The sequence below is a fragment of the Rhodoferax sp. BLA1 genome (assembly GCF_013416775.1).
GTDB lineage: Bacteria > Pseudomonadota > Gammaproteobacteria > Burkholderiales > Burkholderiaceae_C > Rhodoferax.
In genome coordinates this window covers 316,250-331,835 of sequence record NZ_SZVI01000010.1, presented here as the reverse complement: position 1 = coordinate 331,835, position 15,586 = coordinate 316,250, and the positions used below count along the sequence as shown (strand labels likewise).

Annotated in this window: 15 protein-coding genes; 5 read left to right on the top strand and 10 right to left on the bottom strand. The window is 59.1% G+C overall.

Annotated features, from left to right (window positions below; all coding sequences use genetic code 11):
- Positions 1 to 60: 60 nt before the first annotated feature.
- Positions 61 to 2,454 (bottom strand): phosphoenolpyruvate synthase, encoded by a 2,394-nt coding sequence (gene ppsA, locus FDG13_RS12345; protein WP_180128053.1) that lies wholly within the window; start codon positions 2,452 to 2,454, stop codon positions 61 to 63.
- A 226-nt stretch (positions 2,455 to 2,680) separates the two neighbouring features.
- Between ppsA and FDG13_RS12340 the strand changes: the two genes are divergently transcribed.
- Both FDG13_RS12340 and FDG13_RS21170 read left to right on the top strand, forming a co-directional pair.
- Complete coding sequence (locus tag FDG13_RS12340) at positions 2,681 to 3,502, top strand: pyruvate, water dikinase regulatory protein (RefSeq protein WP_180128051.1); 822 nt, start codon at positions 2,681 to 2,683, stop codon at positions 3,500 to 3,502.
- A gap of 474 nt (positions 3,503 to 3,976) precedes the next feature.
- Positions 3,977 to 4,255 carry an energy transducer TonB gene (locus FDG13_RS21170; protein ID WP_255435220.1) on the top strand — a complete coding sequence of 93 codons (279 nt, stop codon included), beginning with the start codon at positions 3,977 to 3,979 and terminating at the stop codon, positions 4,253 to 4,255.
- A 15-nt stretch (positions 4,256 to 4,270) separates the two neighbouring features.
- Here the strand turns inward: FDG13_RS21170 and FDG13_RS12330 are convergent, their stop codons facing one another.
- On the bottom strand, positions 4,271 to 4,678 hold the full coding sequence (locus FDG13_RS12330) for a heme-binding protein (protein WP_180128049.1): 408 nt from the start codon (positions 4,676 to 4,678) through the stop codon (positions 4,271 to 4,273).
- Positions 4,679 to 4,860: 182 nt separating this feature from the next.
- On the opposite strand from FDG13_RS12330, the gene FDG13_RS12325 reads away from it, so the two are divergent.
- Together FDG13_RS12325 and FDG13_RS12320 are read left to right on the top strand one after the other, a co-directional pair.
- Positions 4,861 to 5,556, top strand: a complete 696-nt coding sequence (locus FDG13_RS12325) for a Bax inhibitor-1/YccA family protein (protein ID WP_180128047.1) — start codon at positions 4,861 to 4,863, stop codon at positions 5,554 to 5,556.
- Between the two features lie 130 nt (positions 5,557 to 5,686).
- Positions 5,687 to 6,025: a hypothetical protein gene (locus tag FDG13_RS12320; protein WP_180128045.1), complete on the top strand. Its 339-nt coding sequence runs from the start codon at positions 5,687 to 5,689 to the stop codon at positions 6,023 to 6,025.
- Positions 6,026 to 6,075: 50 nt separating this feature from the next.
- Here the strand turns inward: FDG13_RS12320 and rlmD are convergent, their stop codons facing one another.
- From rlmD to petA, 8 genes are all read right to left on the bottom strand, one after another.
- A complete protein-coding gene (rlmD, locus tag FDG13_RS12315) occupies positions 6,076 to 7,515 on the bottom strand; it encodes a 23S rRNA (uracil(1939)-C(5))-methyltransferase RlmD (protein WP_180128043.1) in 1,440 nt (479 codons plus the stop codon).
- 56 nt (positions 7,516 to 7,571) lie between these two features.
- Entirely contained in the window at positions 7,572 to 8,426 is an 855-nt protein-coding gene (locus FDG13_RS12310) for a peptidoglycan DD-metalloendopeptidase family protein (RefSeq protein ID WP_180128041.1), read from the bottom strand.
- A gap of 13 nt (positions 8,427 to 8,439) precedes the next feature.
- A complete protein-coding gene (locus FDG13_RS12305) occupies positions 8,440 to 9,234 on the bottom strand; it encodes a protein-L-isoaspartate(D-aspartate) O-methyltransferase (protein WP_180128039.1) in 795 nt (264 codons plus the stop codon).
- Positions 9,234 to 10,007 (bottom strand): 5'/3'-nucleotidase SurE, encoded by a 774-nt coding sequence (gene surE / locus FDG13_RS12300; RefSeq protein ID WP_078366106.1) that lies wholly within the window; start codon positions 10,005 to 10,007, stop codon positions 9,234 to 9,236. The genes FDG13_RS12305 and surE overlap by 1 nt, the downstream gene beginning before the upstream one ends.
- A gap of 39 nt (positions 10,008 to 10,046) precedes the next feature.
- Entirely contained in the window at positions 10,047 to 10,835 is a 789-nt protein-coding gene (locus FDG13_RS12295) for a sulfite exporter TauE/SafE family protein (RefSeq protein WP_180128143.1), read from the bottom strand.
- A gap of 145 nt (positions 10,836 to 10,980) precedes the next feature.
- Positions 10,981 to 12,423, bottom strand: coding sequence for a cytochrome c oxidase accessory protein CcoG (ccoG, locus tag FDG13_RS12290; RefSeq protein ID WP_180128037.1), 1,443 nt, complete (start codon positions 12,421 to 12,423; stop codon positions 10,981 to 10,983).
- Positions 12,424 to 12,426: 3 nt separating this feature from the next.
- On the bottom strand, positions 12,427 to 13,044 hold the full coding sequence (locus tag FDG13_RS12285) for a hypothetical protein (protein ID WP_180128035.1): 618 nt from the start codon (positions 13,042 to 13,044) through the stop codon (positions 12,427 to 12,429).
- 259 nt (positions 13,045 to 13,303) lie between these two features.
- Entirely contained in the window at positions 13,304 to 13,930 is a 627-nt protein-coding gene (gene petA, locus FDG13_RS12280) for a ubiquinol-cytochrome c reductase iron-sulfur subunit (RefSeq protein ID WP_180128034.1), read from the bottom strand.
- 238 nt (positions 13,931 to 14,168) lie between these two features.
- Between petA and FDG13_RS12275 the strand changes: the two genes are divergently transcribed.
- On the top strand, positions 14,169 to 15,521 hold the full coding sequence (locus tag FDG13_RS12275; protein WP_180128032.1) for a sigma-54-dependent Fis family transcriptional regulator: 1,353 nt from the start codon (positions 14,169 to 14,171) through the stop codon (positions 15,519 to 15,521).
- Positions 15,522 to 15,586 lie beyond the last annotated feature (65 nt).

Here is a 15,586-nt window from a genome sequence, read left to right as displayed (position 1 = left end):
CTCTGGTCTCATCTTCTGGAGATGATGGCACCCAGTGGTGCCAAGCTCTATAGGTGTTTGCTATTGACTGGCCAGGCTCTGCCAGGTGGCAACCACGGTGTCCGGATTCAGTGAAATCGAGGAAATACCTTGCTGCATCAACCAGACGGCAAAGTCAGGGTGATCGCTCGGGCCCTGGCCACAGATCCCGATGTACTTACCCTGGGCTCGGCAAGCAACAATCGCCTGACTGATCAAGGCCGTGACCGCCGGGTCACGCTCGTCAAAATCCTTGGCCAACAACTCCAGACCCGAATCTCGGTCCAGACCCAAGGTCAGTTGGGTCAGATCGTTGGAACCAATCGAGAAACCATCAAAGTACTGCAGGAACTCATTGGCCAAGATGGCGTTGCTGGGAATCTCGCACATCATGATCAGTTTGAGATCCAATTCGCCACGGCGTAGGCCGTGCTCGGCCAGCAACTCGGTCACCTTCTTGGCTTGGCCCAGGGTTCGGACAAACGGCACCATCACCTGGACATTGACCAGCCCCATGGTTTCGCGCACACGTTTGAGTGCCTCGCATTCCATGGCAAAGGCCTCACCAAAGTCAGCACTGACATAACGCGCCGCACCTCGAAAGCCCAACATGGGGTTCTCTTCTTCAGGCTCGTAGCGGCTGCCACCAATCAGCTTGCGGTATTCGTTGCTCTTGAAATCAGAGAGCCGCACGATGACCGGCTTGGGCCAGAAGGCCGCAGCAATGGTGGCCACACCTTCGGCCACCCGATCCACGTAAAAGGCCCGCGGAGAGGCATGGCCGCGCGCAACAGACTCCACCGCTTTTTTGAGATCGGCGTCAATATTGGGGTAGTCCAAGATAGCTTTCGGGTGCACACCAATGTTGTTGTTGATGATGAACTCGAGTCGCGCCAGACCCACACCGGCATTGGGCAGCTGGCAAAAATCAAACGCAAGTTGCGGGTTGCCCACATTCATCATGATCTTGACCGGGATCTCGGGCATCGCACCACGCTGAACTTCGGTAACCTCGGTTTCCAACAGTCCGTCATAGATGAACCCGGTGTCCCCTTCGGCACAACTCACTGTGACCAACATGCCGTCCTTGAGCACCTGATCGGCATGGCCACAACCCACCACCGCAGGAATCCCCAACTCGCGCGCAATGATGGCGGCATGGCAGGTACGCCCGCCGCGGTTGGTCACAATCGCCGAAGCCCGCTTCATCACCGGCTCCCAGTTGGGGTCGGTCATGTCAGTCACCAGCACATCACCAGGCTGCACACGGTCCATCTCGCTGATGTTGTAGACCACCTTGACCGGGCCAGTCCCGATTTTTTGGCCAATGGCTCGCCCTTCAGCCAACACAGCGCCTTTGCCTTTGAGCTTGTAACGGTGCTCCACCTTGCCCAGCGCCTGGCTTTTGACGGTTTCCGGACGCGCTTGCAAGATGTATAACTCACCATCAATTCCGTCCTTGCCCCACTCGATGTCCATGGGCCGACCATAGTGGGACTCAATGACCAAGGCGTAGCTGGCCAACTTCTGGACCTCGGCATCGGTCAGTGAATAACGGTTGCGCAGCTCGGTCGGGACATCCGTGGTTTTCACCAGTTTGCCCGTGGCGGCTTTTTCTTCGGGTGTTGAAAACTGCATCTGGATCAGTTTGGAGCCCAGGTTGCGTCGGATCAGCGCCAACTTTCCCGCCTTGAGCATTGGCTTGTGGACATAAAACTCGTCGGGGTTCACCGCACCCTGCACCACCGTCTCACCCAGACCATAACTCGAGGTGATGAACACCACATCTTCAAACCCGGACTCGGTGTCCAGGGTAAACATCACACCGGCCGAGCCCAGGTCAGAACGTACCATGCGCTGAACACCTGCACTGAGCGCCACATGTTCATGGGCAAAACCTTTGTGAACCCGGTAGCTGATGGCACGGTCGTTGTACAGCGAGGCGAACACCTCACGCATCTTGTGCAAGACCTCGTCAATACCGGTCACATTGAGGAATGTTTCCTGCTGGCCAGCAAAAGAGGCGTCGGGCAAATCTTCGGCCGTGGCAGACGAGCGCACCGCAAACGATGCAGAGGGGTTGTCACCACACAACACCGCAAAAGCCGCACGGATATCACGCTCGAAATCTGCCGGGAAAGGCTGGCTTTCCACCATGGCACGAATTTCAGCTCCAGCCACGGCCAAGGCATTGACATCTTCGGTATCCAAGCCCGCCAAACGGCCATTGATTTTTTGGCTCAGATTGCCATGGGCCAGGAACTCCCGGAAGGCATGTGCCGTGGTGGCAAAGCCGGTGGGTACTTTGACACCTGTGGGCAAATTGGAAATCATCTCCCCCAAGCTGGCATTTTTGCCGCCGACCGAATCCACGTCGGTCATTCTCAAGTTCTCAAAGGGGACGACCAGATCGGTCGATGCAAAAAGCGCGGTCATGATAAAACTCCAGAAGTTAAAAAACTGGTCATGACCGCCGTTTTTTTGCGTAACAGCGGTCAACGCGCAGCCCATTCCCGTCTGTTGTGGTGTTCTCGGTGGGGCGCTGCGCGGCAAATCGATCCGATAATAAGAATTGTAGGCTTGCGCGACACCGAGTCAGCCCTCTGGGAAGGCTGAAATTGACGGTTGGCACGCAAGTCACCCAACCTAAACCAGCCTGCACATGCCCAACCGCACTGTTTTTTTTGTCTCTGATGGCACCGGCATCACCGCCGAAACCTTTGGTAATGCCATCTTGAACCAGTTCGAGGCGAATCTGCACCGTGTCCGGTTGCCGTTCATTGACAGTGTGGACAAAGCACACACGGTGATCCGACAAATCAACCACGCGGCCACGATTGACAACAAACGCCCGATTGTTTTTCTGACGCTGGCGAACGTCGAGGTGCTGCGGGTCATCACTGAGAACTGCAGCGGCATGCTGATGGACATGTTCAGCACCTTTGTGCACCCGCTGGAAAATGAACTTGGCCTGAAGTCCAACCACCGTATTGGTCGATTCAGTGACTCGAGCAAGAGTGAAGAGTACCAGTCCCGCATTGAAGCCATCAACTTTTCTCTGGAGCACGATGATGGCCAGTCCAACCGCGATCTGGAAGGCTCCGACGTGATTTTGATCGGCGTCAGCCGAAGTGGGAAAACCCCAACCTCGCTGTATTTGGCGATGCAATATGGACTCAAGGCCTCGAACTACCCCCTGATTCCGGAAGATTTTGAGCGCCAGGACCTGCCCGCCGTGCTCAAGGCCCAACGCAAGAAGCTGTTTGGCCTGACCATCCAGCCCGAACGGCTCAGCGAGATCCGCAATGAACGCCGACCTAATTCCAAATACGCGTCTTTGGCCAACTGCCGCCATGAGGTCAAGGAAGCGGAAGCCATGATGCGTCGGTCCGGCATTCGGTGGCTGTCCACCACCACCAAATCGATCGAAGAAATCTCGACCACCATTCTGCAAGAGCTGCGCCCGGAGCGATTGACTTACTGACCTGTCTACGGCTTGCCTCAGCGACAGGCCTGCGCCCGCCACACCCAAGACCCCAGAATCGGATTGAAGCTCTTTTTACTCAGTTGTGGGGTGTTGTGTGGCCACCTGTTCGTGATCAGCTGGTGGGAGGTAAGCCGACCAGACCAGCCAGAGCAGGCACCAACTCCTGTTCAGACCCGACACATTCTGGAGCCATCCCCCGCACAGGCACCGACAACACAGGCGAACCACGCCCCTGTCGAGCACCGCCTGTTAGCCGCTAGGCCAAGCAGCAAGCGCGCGCCCGTGGCCCCCCCTGCAGCACAGACAGACCAGCCCACGAAAAACCCAAACAGCAGCACCCACACCCCCAGCCAGACAGGCACCATTGCAGAACATGCATCACCTACCCATACCGACAACGCTGCCCCGGTAGCGACCTCTGTCGCAGATGCGGGGAGCGCCGGTAAAAACACAGCGTCAAGCGGGCTGCACTTGCCATCCAACCAGGCAGATTACCTGAACAACCCGCAGCCGCCCTATCCCGCGCTGAGCCTCAGACTACGAGAAAGCGGCAAGGTCATGGTGCGGGTGTTGATTGGCAGGAACGGCCAAGCGTTGCGGGGTGAAGTTGTCCAATCCAGCGGATTTGAACGCCTGGACCAGTCGGCCTTGAGAGCCGTTCTGGCCTGGCGTTATGTGCCCGGCAAAGTTGATGGGCAGGCACAGGACATGTGGTTTGATGTGCCGATCAGCTTCAAGCTGCCCAATTAACCACAACAGGGCTTGTCAGAGGGCCAACGCGGCAATACCAGCACGTGCGATTTGTGCGTCTTCGCTGGACTTGACACCGCTGACACCCACTGCGCCCAGACACAAGCCATCTTTCAGAATCGGCACCCCACCTTCCAAAAGCCCTTCAACGGTGGGCACACTCAAGAAGGAGGTTCGCCCCCCATTCACGATGTCTTCATAGGCCTTGCTCTCACGCCTCCCCAAGGCTGCGGTATTCGCCTTGGCTGGCGCAATGTGGGCGGTCAGGGCAGGCGCACCATCCAGGCGCTGCAGCCACAACAAATGGCCACCGTCGTCCACGATGGCGATCGTCACCGCCCACTGGTTGCGCAGCGCCTCGGCTTCAGCGGCGGCAGCTATCAACTTGACATCAGACAATTCCAGAAACATCTTGGTTTTCATGTGCGTTTTTTGAGGTGTAAAGCACCAAGCATAACGGCGAACACACCGCGTTGTGACTCTGTTCAAGTCACAAGTAGCCTCACGAAAAGTAGGAGCTTGCACCCTCATTTTTTGAAAAAAGGGGCTGCCCACGCTTAAACTCTACGCGTCTTCATGTTTTCCGGCAGTAAAGGAGTATTGGTATGACCGATCACATTCAATCGATTGACCGCAGCTATGGCTTGAACGCTGGTGCACAACAACGCAACCGCGTCTTGCGCAACACCTATTGGTTGCTGGCGCTCAGCTTGGTTCCGACCGTCTTGGGTGCCTGGCTCGGTGTGGCCACCGGCATCACCCAGTCGCTGGGTGGTGGTTTGGGATTGATCCTGTTCCTGGGTGGGGCTTTCGGCTTCATCTTTGCCATTGAAAAAACCAAGAATTCGGCAGCCGGTGTGCCGGTGCTGTTGGGCTTCACCTTTTTCATGGGCCTGATGTTGTCGCGCATGATTGCCATGGTGCTGGGTTTCAAGAATGGCCCGGAACTGGTGATGACCGCCTTTGGTGGCACGGCAGGTGTGTTTTTTGCCATGGCCAGCCTCTCCAGCGTGATCAAACGTGACCTCTCTGGCATGGGCAAGTGGCTGTTTGTGGGTGCCCTGGCCATCATGGTGGGTGGCATCATCAATGTGTTTGTGGGCTCCACCGCAGGCATGATGGCGATCTCGGTGATGGCGATTGGTGTATTCAGCGCCTACATGCTGTACGACATCAAACGCATCGTCGATGGCGGCGAAACCAACTACATCAGCGCCACACTGGCACTCTATCTGGACGTCATCAACGTGTTCCAGAGCCTGCTGGCCCTGCTGGGTATCATGGGCGGCGAACGCGACTGACCTCCTGCTGCGCCCCAAGCGCCAGAACAAAAGGCCCATCCGGGCCTTTTTTCATGTTTTGTTGATGGGGCCGTCGTGGTTGAATCAAAATCACCCTGTGCCCGCTCATTCCCCTTTTGCGCTTTACCCTATGTCCAGACGCTTGCTGATCCTTTGTGTGGCCCTGCTGGTGGCTGGCTGCGACCTGCTGGGCCTGGGGCCGGACCCCAGAATTGCCCAAAAAGAGGCCGATGCCAAAGCCATTGGGGCCGCTTGCCGCAATGGCCTGCGCGGCATCGAAGATTGTTATGCCTTGAACAAGGGCATCAACAAAGCAGCGATTTACGCAGGCTGGCTTGAAATGGACGCCTATATGCGGGAAAACAAGCTGGAAGGTCAACGTGCCGAGATCGTGGCGCCTGCGGCAGCACCAGCTCCCCCTGCTGAAGAAATCATTGAAGACCCCAAGCCAAAGTCAAGAGCCAAGTAACACCCGGTTTGCCCAGGTGCAGATGGCCATCTGATCAACAAGCCTGCGTCTTACTCAGCCAGGTCAAAAACAGCCATGCTCTCCACATGCGCGGTGTGCGGGAACATGTTGACCACACCAGCGGCTGAACAGCGGTAACCCGCCTGATTCACCAGCAGACCGGCATCCCGCGCCAGGGTCGACGGATTACAACTCACATACACAATGCGTTTGGGCGGAGTCCAGGCTTGGGCGCCCGGTGTGGGCGGTAATTCGGAGGTGCCCAGGCGTTGCCGGTGCAGCTCAGCCAGCGCCAGCGCCAGCGCAAAAGCACCTTCACGTGGCGGATCCACCAACCATTTGTCAGCCACACCGTCCTTCACCAGCATCTCCGGGGTGATCTCAAACAGGTTGCGCGCTACAAAAGAAGTAGTAAATAGCCCTTTATTGATAAGGGTGTGAGCACGATTTTCCTCATAATTCTGGCGTGCCCGAGCCACCAGCACCTCGCTGCCCTCGATGCCCAAGACCTCCGCTGCCTGGGTGGCAATGGGCAAGGTGAAGTTGCCCAAGCCACAAAACCAGTCAATCACCCGCTCATTTTGTTGTGCGTCGAGCAAACGCAAAGCCCGCGACACAAGCACCCGGTTGATCTGCGGGTTGACTTGGGTGAAATCCGTCGGTTTAAACGGCATAGTGATGCCAAACTCAGGCAGCGCATAAGACAGCGGCTCACCGCCTTCGTCGAGCAGGCACACCGTCTCCGGGCCCTTGGATTGCAGCCACCACTGAACCGGCGGGTTGGCTGCCGCAAAAACACGCAAGCGCTGCAAATCTGCCTGGCTGAGGGGCTCAAGATGCCGCAGCACCAGGGCAATCACCTTGTCGCCACACGCCAGCTCGATCTGCGGACAGGTTTCCACTGCGTCGAGTGAGCCAATCAGGTCGCGCAGTGGCATCAGCATCGCACTGACTTGCGGTGGCAACACCGGGCAGACCGCCATGTCAGCCACATAACGGCTTTTGCGCTCATGAAAACCAATCAACACCGTGCCTTTTTTGCGGACAAAACGCACCGACAAACGAGCCCGGTAGCGGTAGCCCCAGGTCGGCCCCTCGATCGGTCGCAGCATCTGCTCGGGCTTGACTTTGCCCAGATGCCACAAATTGTCTTCCAGGGCACGTTGTTTGACCGCCACCTGCGCGGCGCTGTGCAAGTGCTGCATCTTGCAGCCACCACAGGCGCCGGTGTGCAGGCCAAAATGTGGGCAACCGGGCTGCACACGCTGGGACGAGTCGCGATGGATCTGGGTCAGTGTGCCCTGCTCCCAGTTGTTCTTGTGGCGGTTGATGTTGGCGCTGACCCACTCAAAAGGCAGGGCACCTTCAATAAAAACCACCTTGCCATCGGCCTTGTGGGCCACACCTTGGGCGTCCAGGTCGAGGGATTCGACCTGCAGCCAATGGTCAGGATATGCCGCCACAGCGGTTGTTTCGTTTGTATCTGTCATGGAATCAAGGCAAAAAATGACGTGCAACGTCAAGCCCGGCCGAGCCGGGACACCACTTAACGGGCTGGCAGGTATTTGGTGGGGTCAACCGGCTTGCCTTGGCGGCGCACCTCAAAGTGCAGCTTGACACGGTCGGCGTCACTGCTGCCCATCTCGGCAATCTTCTGCCCCTTGAGCACCGACTGGTCTTCCTTGACCAGCAAGGTCTGGTTGTGGGCGTAAGCGGTCAGATAGACGTTGTTGTGTTTGAGGATGATCAGGTTGCCATAACCACGCAGACCAGCGCCCACATACACCACCCGGCCATCAGCGGCGGCCAAAACGGGTTCACCCGCTTTGCCACCAATGTCCACACCCTTGTTCTTGACATCGTCAAACCCGGCCAGAATCGAGCCGTTAGCGGGCCAGATCCAGTTGATGTCATCTTCTGCCAGGGCTGGCTTGCTCGCGGCACTGGCTGGCGCCGATGCCGGAGTTGCGGGTTCGGAGGCCGCAGCCTGGGGTGCCGACGCGGGTGTGGCCACCACTTGTGGTTTGGTGACCGGTTTAACCACCACTTCGCTGCTGACGGGTGGCACCACACGTAGCACCTGACCCACCTCGATGCGGTTGGGGTTTTCTAGCTGGTTCCAGCGCACCACCTCTTGCATGCTCTGGCCGTGTTCCAGGGAGATTCTGAGCAAGGTGTCACCGGGTTTGACGGTGTAGTAGCCCGGTTTACCCGCATTCTCGAACCCTGGAGGCTGATTGACCGGTGCCATCACGGTCTGGGCCGGCGCTGCGGCCGCACCCTGCCTGACCGGGCGGTCTTCCACCGGTGCGCGGTTGAGCGTCCTCGAACCACAACCCACCAGCACCAGCGTCAACAGCGCCAGACCCATCCCCAAACCAAGTCGTCGAAACTCACGCATCATAAACATCCTGTCATGCAATACCCGATTTTAAAGGGACGAAATGAACCGCCTCCATCACGGTCTGACGTAAGCCTTGTGGCGTCTTGTCCACCACCACCAAAGCCTGGCGCCCGGGGCTCTGGGCACCGGCAGCCACCGGCGCCACCAGACGCCCGCCCACCGCCAATTGGTCCAGCCAGCAAGTTGGCAAGGCTTCACCCCCCGCAGCGGCAATGATGCCTGCGTACGGAGCCCCCTTGGCATAACCCAGCATGCCATCACCAAACAACAAATGCACATTGGCCAGACGGAAATGCCGCAGGTTGTCGCGTGCTTTGTCATGTAAACCGCGCAGCCGCTCGATCGAATACACCTCGCTGCACAAATGACTCAACAAAGCGGCCTGGTAACCACAGCCCGTACCAATCTCCAGCACCCGCCCCAGGCGAGAGGTCTGGCCCTGCAGCAACAGCTCCAACATGCGCGACACCACGCCCGGCTTGGAAATGGTCTGGCCCAGCCCAATCGGCAGGCTGGTGTCTTCATACGCCTGGTTGACCAGCGCGGAATCCACAAACCGGTGCCGCTCGACCTGCCCCAATGCGGCCAACACCCGCTTGTCCGAGATGCCTTGTTGGGCCAGTTTGTTGACCATGCTCAAACGCACCGCACTCGAATCCATGCCCAAACCGGTCGGCGCAGGTGCGGGACGGTGGCTGGCCACCCGGCTTACAGCTGGTGGCGGTGGTACTGCGGTCTGGATTGGCCCCAGACGCGCCGGAAAACCCGGGCGGGCTTTGACGCCCGCCTGACGATGGCTCGTCATCAACCCGGCCCCATGCCCGCAGCCAGGCGCGCGGCAGTCTGCGCCCAGTAGCCCAGGCTGTCGTGGTCGGTCAGGTCGATCTTGAGGGGGGTGATCGCGATATGACCCTGTGCGGTGGCGTGAAAGTCGGTGCCATCGGCATCGTCTTTGGCCGCGCCAGCGGCACCGATCCAGTACATGGTTTCATTGCGTGGGCTGAGTTGGGTGATGACCGGCTCGGCCGCATGACGCCGCCCCAGGCGACATAACTTGACGTGGCCCAGCTGATCTTCAGGCAGATTCGGAATGTTGACATTGAGCAGCCAGGCACTGCTGCCCAGCAGATTCTGCTGCGACATCTGTAACACTAGGTCACGCGCCTTGCGCGCTGCGGCATCCAGATGCAACCAGTCGCGCTGGACCTGGGAAAAGGCGATGGAGGGAATGCCAAACAGGTACCCCTCCATCGCAGCACCCACGGTGCCCGAGTAGATGGTGTCGTCACCCATGTTGGCACCGTTGTTGATGCCCGACACCACCAGGTCCGGCCGGTAGTCCAGCAGCCCCGTCAGGGCAATGTGCAGGCAGTCGGCCGGTGTGCCATTGACATACCGAAACCCGTTGGCTGCCCGATGTACATACAAAGGTGAATGCAGCGTCAGCGCATTGGATTTGGCGCTGTTGTTGTGCTCCGGGGCCACCACCTCAACCTCTGCCACGTCTTTGAGGGCCTCATACAGCGCCACGATGCCCGGTGCCTGAAAGCCATCGTCGTTTGAAATCAGAATTTTCATGCGTCCACCTTGTGTCTGAAACCATTGTAAGTGGCACCCTCACACCGACAGCAGACCGCCCGCCCGGGCCAGCATCAACACCGCCACCCCGACACAAAACCAAGCAAACACTTGCTGCAAACGCTTTGGGTGGACCCGGCTGGCCAACCGCCTGCCAGCCAGCAGCGCCACGATGGCACCGGCGGCAAAGGGCAGCGCAATGGCCCAGTTCATGGCGTCGTGTGCGGTTGCAGACATCACACCACTCAAAGACACCAGCGCCATCACCGCCAGCGAGGTGGCGTGCACACTGCGAATGCTCAAATTGGTGTAACGCGACAGGGCTGGCACGATCACAAAACCACCGCCCACGCCCAACAAACCACTGAGCAAACCCGACAGCAGCCCGGTACCGGCCAACACCTGGGCACAAGGGCGTGTCCAGATCAAGCGCTGGTCCACGGTGCTCAGCACACAAGGCGCTCGCGCCTGGGTGGTGGCTGGGGCAGCCAGACTGCGCCAGGCGCTGTACAACAGCACGCAGGAAAAAGCCACGATCAAAGGCCGATTGGGGATGTGTTGCGCCAGAAAAACGCCGAGTGGCGCCATCACCATCCCCGCCGCCCCCATCAAGGCCGCCGCACGGTAGCGCACCAGCGCCTCACGCCAAGCCAACACAGCGCCTAACAGCGATGCGGCAAACACCGCCAGCATACCGATGGGCGCCGCCTGCTGCACCGACAGATGCAGCCCAAACACCAGCAAAGGCACCGACAGGATGCCGCCACCTGCCCCGGTGAAGGCCAACACCAGACCAATCACCGTGCCCAACAGCGCCACCCACATCATCTGCTCCACGCGTGCCCCTGGGTTGCCGATTTGGCAAAAGAAGACATCAGCCAGAACGGCGGCAACCAGACATGACCTCCAAACTCAGCCAGATGGGCGCCGATGACATCAGCTGACAACAAGGCAAACACGTACAAGGTGGCGCTTACTCTGGCACGAGGAAGGTGGACTTTTCAAGCAACACCCCTGGGCTGTCCAGTGACTCGATCTTGAAATGAATCTCGTGTGAGCCCGGTTTGGCACCCTCAAACGGCAACTGCACACGCACCGGCACCGTTCGCGCCTCGGTGGACGGCACACTGACCGTGTCCTGCGAGGTCAACACCAGACCCGGCAGACCTTCCACCGAAAAGCGATAACGCTGAGCACTTTCGGTGGCATTCATCACCTGCAAGCGGTACACGTTTTCGGTTTTGCCCGCTTCCACCACCCGCGCCATCACACCGCGGTCACGCACCACGTCCACCTTGAACGGTGTGCGGGTGAACAGGCTGACCATGATCGCCAGCACAATCGTCAGCAAAATAGTGGTGTAGACCAGAATGCGCGGCCGGAACACATGGCGAAGTGTCTGCTTCTGCGTCCACTTGTTCAGCATGGCGTTTTCGGTTGAGTACTTGACCAGACCACGCGGGTAGCCCACTTTGTCCATGACGGTGTCACACACATCGGCACAGGCACCACAACCAATACATTCGTACTGCAGACCTTTGCGGATGTCGATGCCGGTTGGACACACCTGCACACACAGGCTGCAGTCAACACAGGCCCCCAGATTGAGCTTGGTTGGGTCCGCCTTCTTGGAGCGTGCACCACGCGGCTCACCACGTTCGGCGTCGTAGGTCACGATCAAGGTGTCTTTGTCAAACATCGCACTCTGAAAGCGTGCGTACGGGCACATGTGTTTACACACCTGCTCACGCATGAACCCGGCATTGCCATAGGTGGCAAAACCATAAAACAGCACCCAGAATGTTTCCCAGGGACCAAAATCCAGGTTCGCCAATTGGCTCATCATGGCCTGCATGGGCGTGAAATACCCCACAAAGGTGAACCCGGTCCAGATCCCAATGGCCACCCAGATCAAGTGTTTGGCTGTTTTGCGGCCCAGCTTCTCTGCGGTCATGGGGCCTTCGTCCCGGCGAATGCGGGCCGAGCGGTCCCCTTCCACAAATTTTTCAACCCACAAAAAGATCTCGGTGTAGACCGTCTGCGGACAGGCATAACCACACCACAACCGACCCGCCACCGCGGTAAAGAGAAACAGCGACAAGGCGGCAATGATCAGCAGACCGGTCAGGTAGATGAAGTCCTGCGGATACAAGACCAGACCAAAGATGTAAAAACGACGCACCCCCAGGTCAAACAGAACGGCCTGGCGCTGGCCCCACTCGACCCAGGGCAATCCGTAGAAGATGATCTGCGTCACCCACACCATGATCCAGCGCCAGTTGGAAAACACCCCTTTGACACTGCGCGGGTAAATTTTTTCGTGGGCGGCGTACAAAGAAACCAGCTGTGCCTCAGGCTCGGTTGGCACCGGGGTGATCGGGATCACCTTCTTCTCATCTTTTACTTCGGCATTCATTCGTCATTCCTCAAAAAATGGGGGCGGCACGCTGCGCTGCGACAGCACATCCATCTGTGCCAGAAATTCGTCACGGGTCAGGCCTGAAAAATAGGGATGCCAACGCCGTTGCTCCAGCACCGTGCTCACCGCACGTGCATGCTGTTCTTGCCCGCAAAACAGCAAGGTTTCGTCAGCGAGTGTAAAAACTTTTTGCATGACACTGTCCCACAGGTCCTGCGGCGATTGCGGGTAGGCCTGGTGGGGGCAGGTCGTGACCGCCAACAGCCCGCCACAGAACACGCGGTCGCGCCAGGCAAAACTCAGACAGCTGCGGGTGTGCCCCGGGGTTGCCAACACCTGGATCAGCCCATCACCAAATGGCAAGGTGGTGTGCCCCCCATCACCCTGGACCAGGGGTGCACCCAGCCCGGCCAACAGGCTGGGCTCGTGAGGAAACAGCCCATCATGGTGGTGGGTGCGCAACACCCAACGCAGCCGCAGGTCACGCTCGGCCAACAAGGCCAGCAGCACCGGGATGTCTTGTGCGCGGGGGTCGATCAGGACAGCGTCTTGGGTGTGGTCGGCCAGCAGGTAACTGAACTCGCCACTGTGGCTGTCATTGAGGATGCGAAAGTACATGTCATGCACCCCGCAGCGGCTGGTGCCCCGGGCAGTTTGGGTGGGTTGTTATCTTGGCCGCTGTTGTCATTTTCTAGATATAGATCAAGAAACGTGCCAACGGACGCACGCAGCCAGCACCCAACAGAATCAAGCACTTAGCCCAAACCCGCGACCCACGCACCGCGAGCGCGCCTGTCACAAGGCGCTATTTGTCAGAACAAACTGCCAAAAATGTCAGCTATCAACGGATAGCTGCAAGCGGGCTATCGGCTCAGATTCAGGCAAGATCGTCTTCACCAATCAGCAAACGGCTGTCCGACAGGTATTTGTGCGGCGGGATTTCCAAGTTGGTGGGTGCGGGTTTGTTTTTGAATACACGTCCGGCCGAATCAAAGGTCGAGCCGTGGCAGGGGCAAAAAAAGCCACCTTTCCAGTTGTTGCCAACACCCGGGTTGGCCGTGCCCTTGGCCACCGCGCTGGGTGAGCAGCCGAGGTGGGTACAAATGCCCACTGCCACCAGATACTCGGGTTTGATCGAACGGCTGACATTTTGGGCATAGGCCGGTTGCTGGCTCTTGACCTCTGACCTGGGATCAACCAGCTGCGCATCCAGGGTGGCCAGATCAGCCAGGGTTTCCTCGGTCCGGCGCACGATCCAGACCGGTTTGCCGCGCCATTCCACGGTTTTCATGGCGCCAGGCGCCAGGTCTGCAATGTCAGCCTCCACAGCGGCCCCGCTGGCCAGCGCCCGCTCACTCGGGGCAAAACTGGCAACCAGGGGAATGGCGGTGGCCACCGTGGCCACACCGGCCACCGCCGCCGTCAACAGCACCATGCTGCGGCGCTCGGCATCATGATCACTGGCATTGGCAGCCAGTGCTTCAAAGGTGTTGGAAGCAGACATCACATTCTCCTGAAGGACAAAAAGGGAAAGCAGCACCCGATGTTGCAGGTACTGCCCTGTTTGGTATCAATAAGCGTGCCACGTTGAGAATTCAGAAAAATCTTTTGATTTCAAGCACTTAAAAAGTCGACAAAATCCATCGGGTTCTACCTTCAGGGAATCACTGCCAGATTTGACAGACTGGCAGTCAGCTGACATACACTCACAAACACACCACACCCTGCGCTGAACCTACCTGATGAAACCGCTACCCGAACTCATGTCCTTCCTGGAAGGTTTGCCCGAGCCACACATCCTGTTTGACACCCAGTACCGCATCCTGGCCGCCAACGCCGCCTACCGGCGCCAGTTCAGCCCGGAGCGCAGCGTGGTCGGGCGCACCTGTTATGAGGTGTCGCACCACTTCCATCTGCCGTGTGACCAGGCCGGTGAATCCTGCCCGCTGCTCAAAGCGCGCGAGTCAGGCCAGCGCGAGCGGGTGCTGCACCTGCACCACAGCGCCAAAGGGGAGGAATACGTCAACATCGAACTGGCCCCCTTGCTCAATGCCGACGGTGAGCAGGCCTTTTTCATCGAGAAGATGGAGCCGCTGCGGGTGGCGCAGGGCCAATCCCGAACCCAGGGGCTGATTGGCCGCTCGGCCCCGTTCCAACAGATGCTGACCCTGGTGGCGCGGGTGGCACCCTCCATGGCCACGGTGCTGTTGCTGGGAGAGTCCGGTACCGGCAAGGAGTTGCTGGCACAGGCGGTGCACGAGGCCAGCCCACGCGCGGCACGGGCACTGGTGGCGGTGGACTGCTCCAGCCTGCCCGAGAACCTGTTTGAATCCGAACTGTTTGGCCACGAGCGCGGCGCCTTCACCGGCGCCAACGCGGCCCGTGGCGGCCTGGTCGAGGCTGCCAGCGGCGGCACGCTGTTCCTCGACGAGGTGGGCGACATCCCGCTGACCATGCAGGTCAAGCTGCTGCGCCTGCTGGAAACCGGCACCTACCGGCGGGTCGGCAGCGCCGAGCAGCGCCACGCCGACATCCGGGTGGTGTCAGCCACTCACCGCCATCTGGACGAGATGGTGGCCCAGGGCAAGTTCCGCGAGGATTTGTATTACCGCCTGAGCACCTTCCCGATCCACTTGCCCGCGCTGCGCGAGCGTCGGGACGATATTGCCCTGCTGGCCCAGGCCCTGCTGCAACGGGTGGCCGGGCCACGCAATATCCAGCTCAGCCCGGCGGCGCTGAGCCTGCTGGAGCAACAAGACTACCCCGGCAATGTTCGCGAGTTGCGCAACCTGCTGGAGCGCTCGGCACTGATGTGTGATGGCGAGGTGCTGGAGGCATCCCATGTTGAAGAGGCGCTGCAGTCAGGCCGACGCCCACGTGCCGCTGTCTCACAGCCCAAGCTGCTTGGCGCAACGCCACCGCTGTCTGATGCCGCTGTGCCGACAGCCGCCGCCGGCACACTCAAATCGGTCGAACGCGCCATGCTGCAAGACTTGGTGAACGCCCATGTTGGCAGCCGAGCCGAGTTGGCGGCGCGCTTAGGCATCAGCGAACGCTCGCTGTACCGCAAACTCAAAGCCCTGGCGCTGACCTGAGTCCTGAAACACTACCAAGAATATAGCTATTCGCCCTTGTTGAATAAGGGCTAGAGGCCATTTTT

What these genes read in the sequence shown, in the direction of transcription:
- petA (WP_180128034.1), bottom strand. Translation starts at nt 13,930, where the DNA reads ATGTCTGCTTCCAACACCTTTGAAGCACTGGCTGCCAATGCCAGTGAT.
- ccoG (WP_180128037.1), bottom strand. Translation starts at nt 12,423, where the DNA reads ATGAATGCCGAAGTAAAAGATGAGAAGAAGGTGATCCCGATCACCCCG.
- FDG13_RS12330 (WP_180128049.1), bottom strand. Translation starts at nt 4,678, where the DNA reads ATGAAAACCAAGATGTTTCTGGAATTGTCTGATGTCAAGTTGATAGCT.
- FDG13_RS12295 (WP_180128143.1), bottom strand. Translation starts at nt 10,835, where the DNA reads ATGATGTGGGTGGCGCTGTTGGGCACGGTGATTGGTCTGGTGTTGGCC.
- surE (WP_078366106.1), bottom strand. Translation starts at nt 10,007, where the DNA reads ATGAAAATTCTGATTTCAAACGACGATGGCTTTCAGGCACCGGGCATC.
- FDG13_RS12325 (WP_180128047.1), top strand. Translation starts at nt 4,861, where the DNA reads ATGACCGATCACATTCAATCGATTGACCGCAGCTATGGCTTGAACGCT.
- FDG13_RS12285 (WP_180128035.1), bottom strand. Translation starts at nt 13,044, where the DNA reads ATGTACTTTCGCATCCTCAATGACAGCCACAGTGGCGAGTTCAGTTAC.
- FDG13_RS12305 (WP_180128039.1), bottom strand. Translation starts at nt 9,234, where the DNA reads ATGACGAGCCATCGTCAGGCGGGCGTCAAAGCCCGCCCGGGTTTTCCG.
- FDG13_RS12340 (WP_180128051.1), top strand. Translation starts at nt 2,681, where the DNA reads ATGCCCAACCGCACTGTTTTTTTTGTCTCTGATGGCACCGGCATCACC.
- FDG13_RS12275 (WP_180128032.1), top strand. Translation starts at nt 14,169, where the DNA reads ATGAAACCGCTACCCGAACTCATGTCCTTCCTGGAAGGTTTGCCCGAG.
- FDG13_RS12310 (WP_180128041.1), bottom strand. Translation starts at nt 8,426, where the DNA reads ATGCGTGAGTTTCGACGACTTGGTTTGGGGATGGGTCTGGCGCTGTTG.
- FDG13_RS12320 (WP_180128045.1), top strand. Translation starts at nt 5,687, where the DNA reads ATGTCCAGACGCTTGCTGATCCTTTGTGTGGCCCTGCTGGTGGCTGGC.
- ppsA (WP_180128053.1), bottom strand. Translation starts at nt 2,454, where the DNA reads ATGACCGCGCTTTTTGCATCGACCGATCTGGTCGTCCCCTTTGAGAAC.
- rlmD (WP_180128043.1), bottom strand. Translation starts at nt 7,515, where the DNA reads ATGACAGATACAAACGAAACAACCGCTGTGGCGGCATATCCTGACCAT.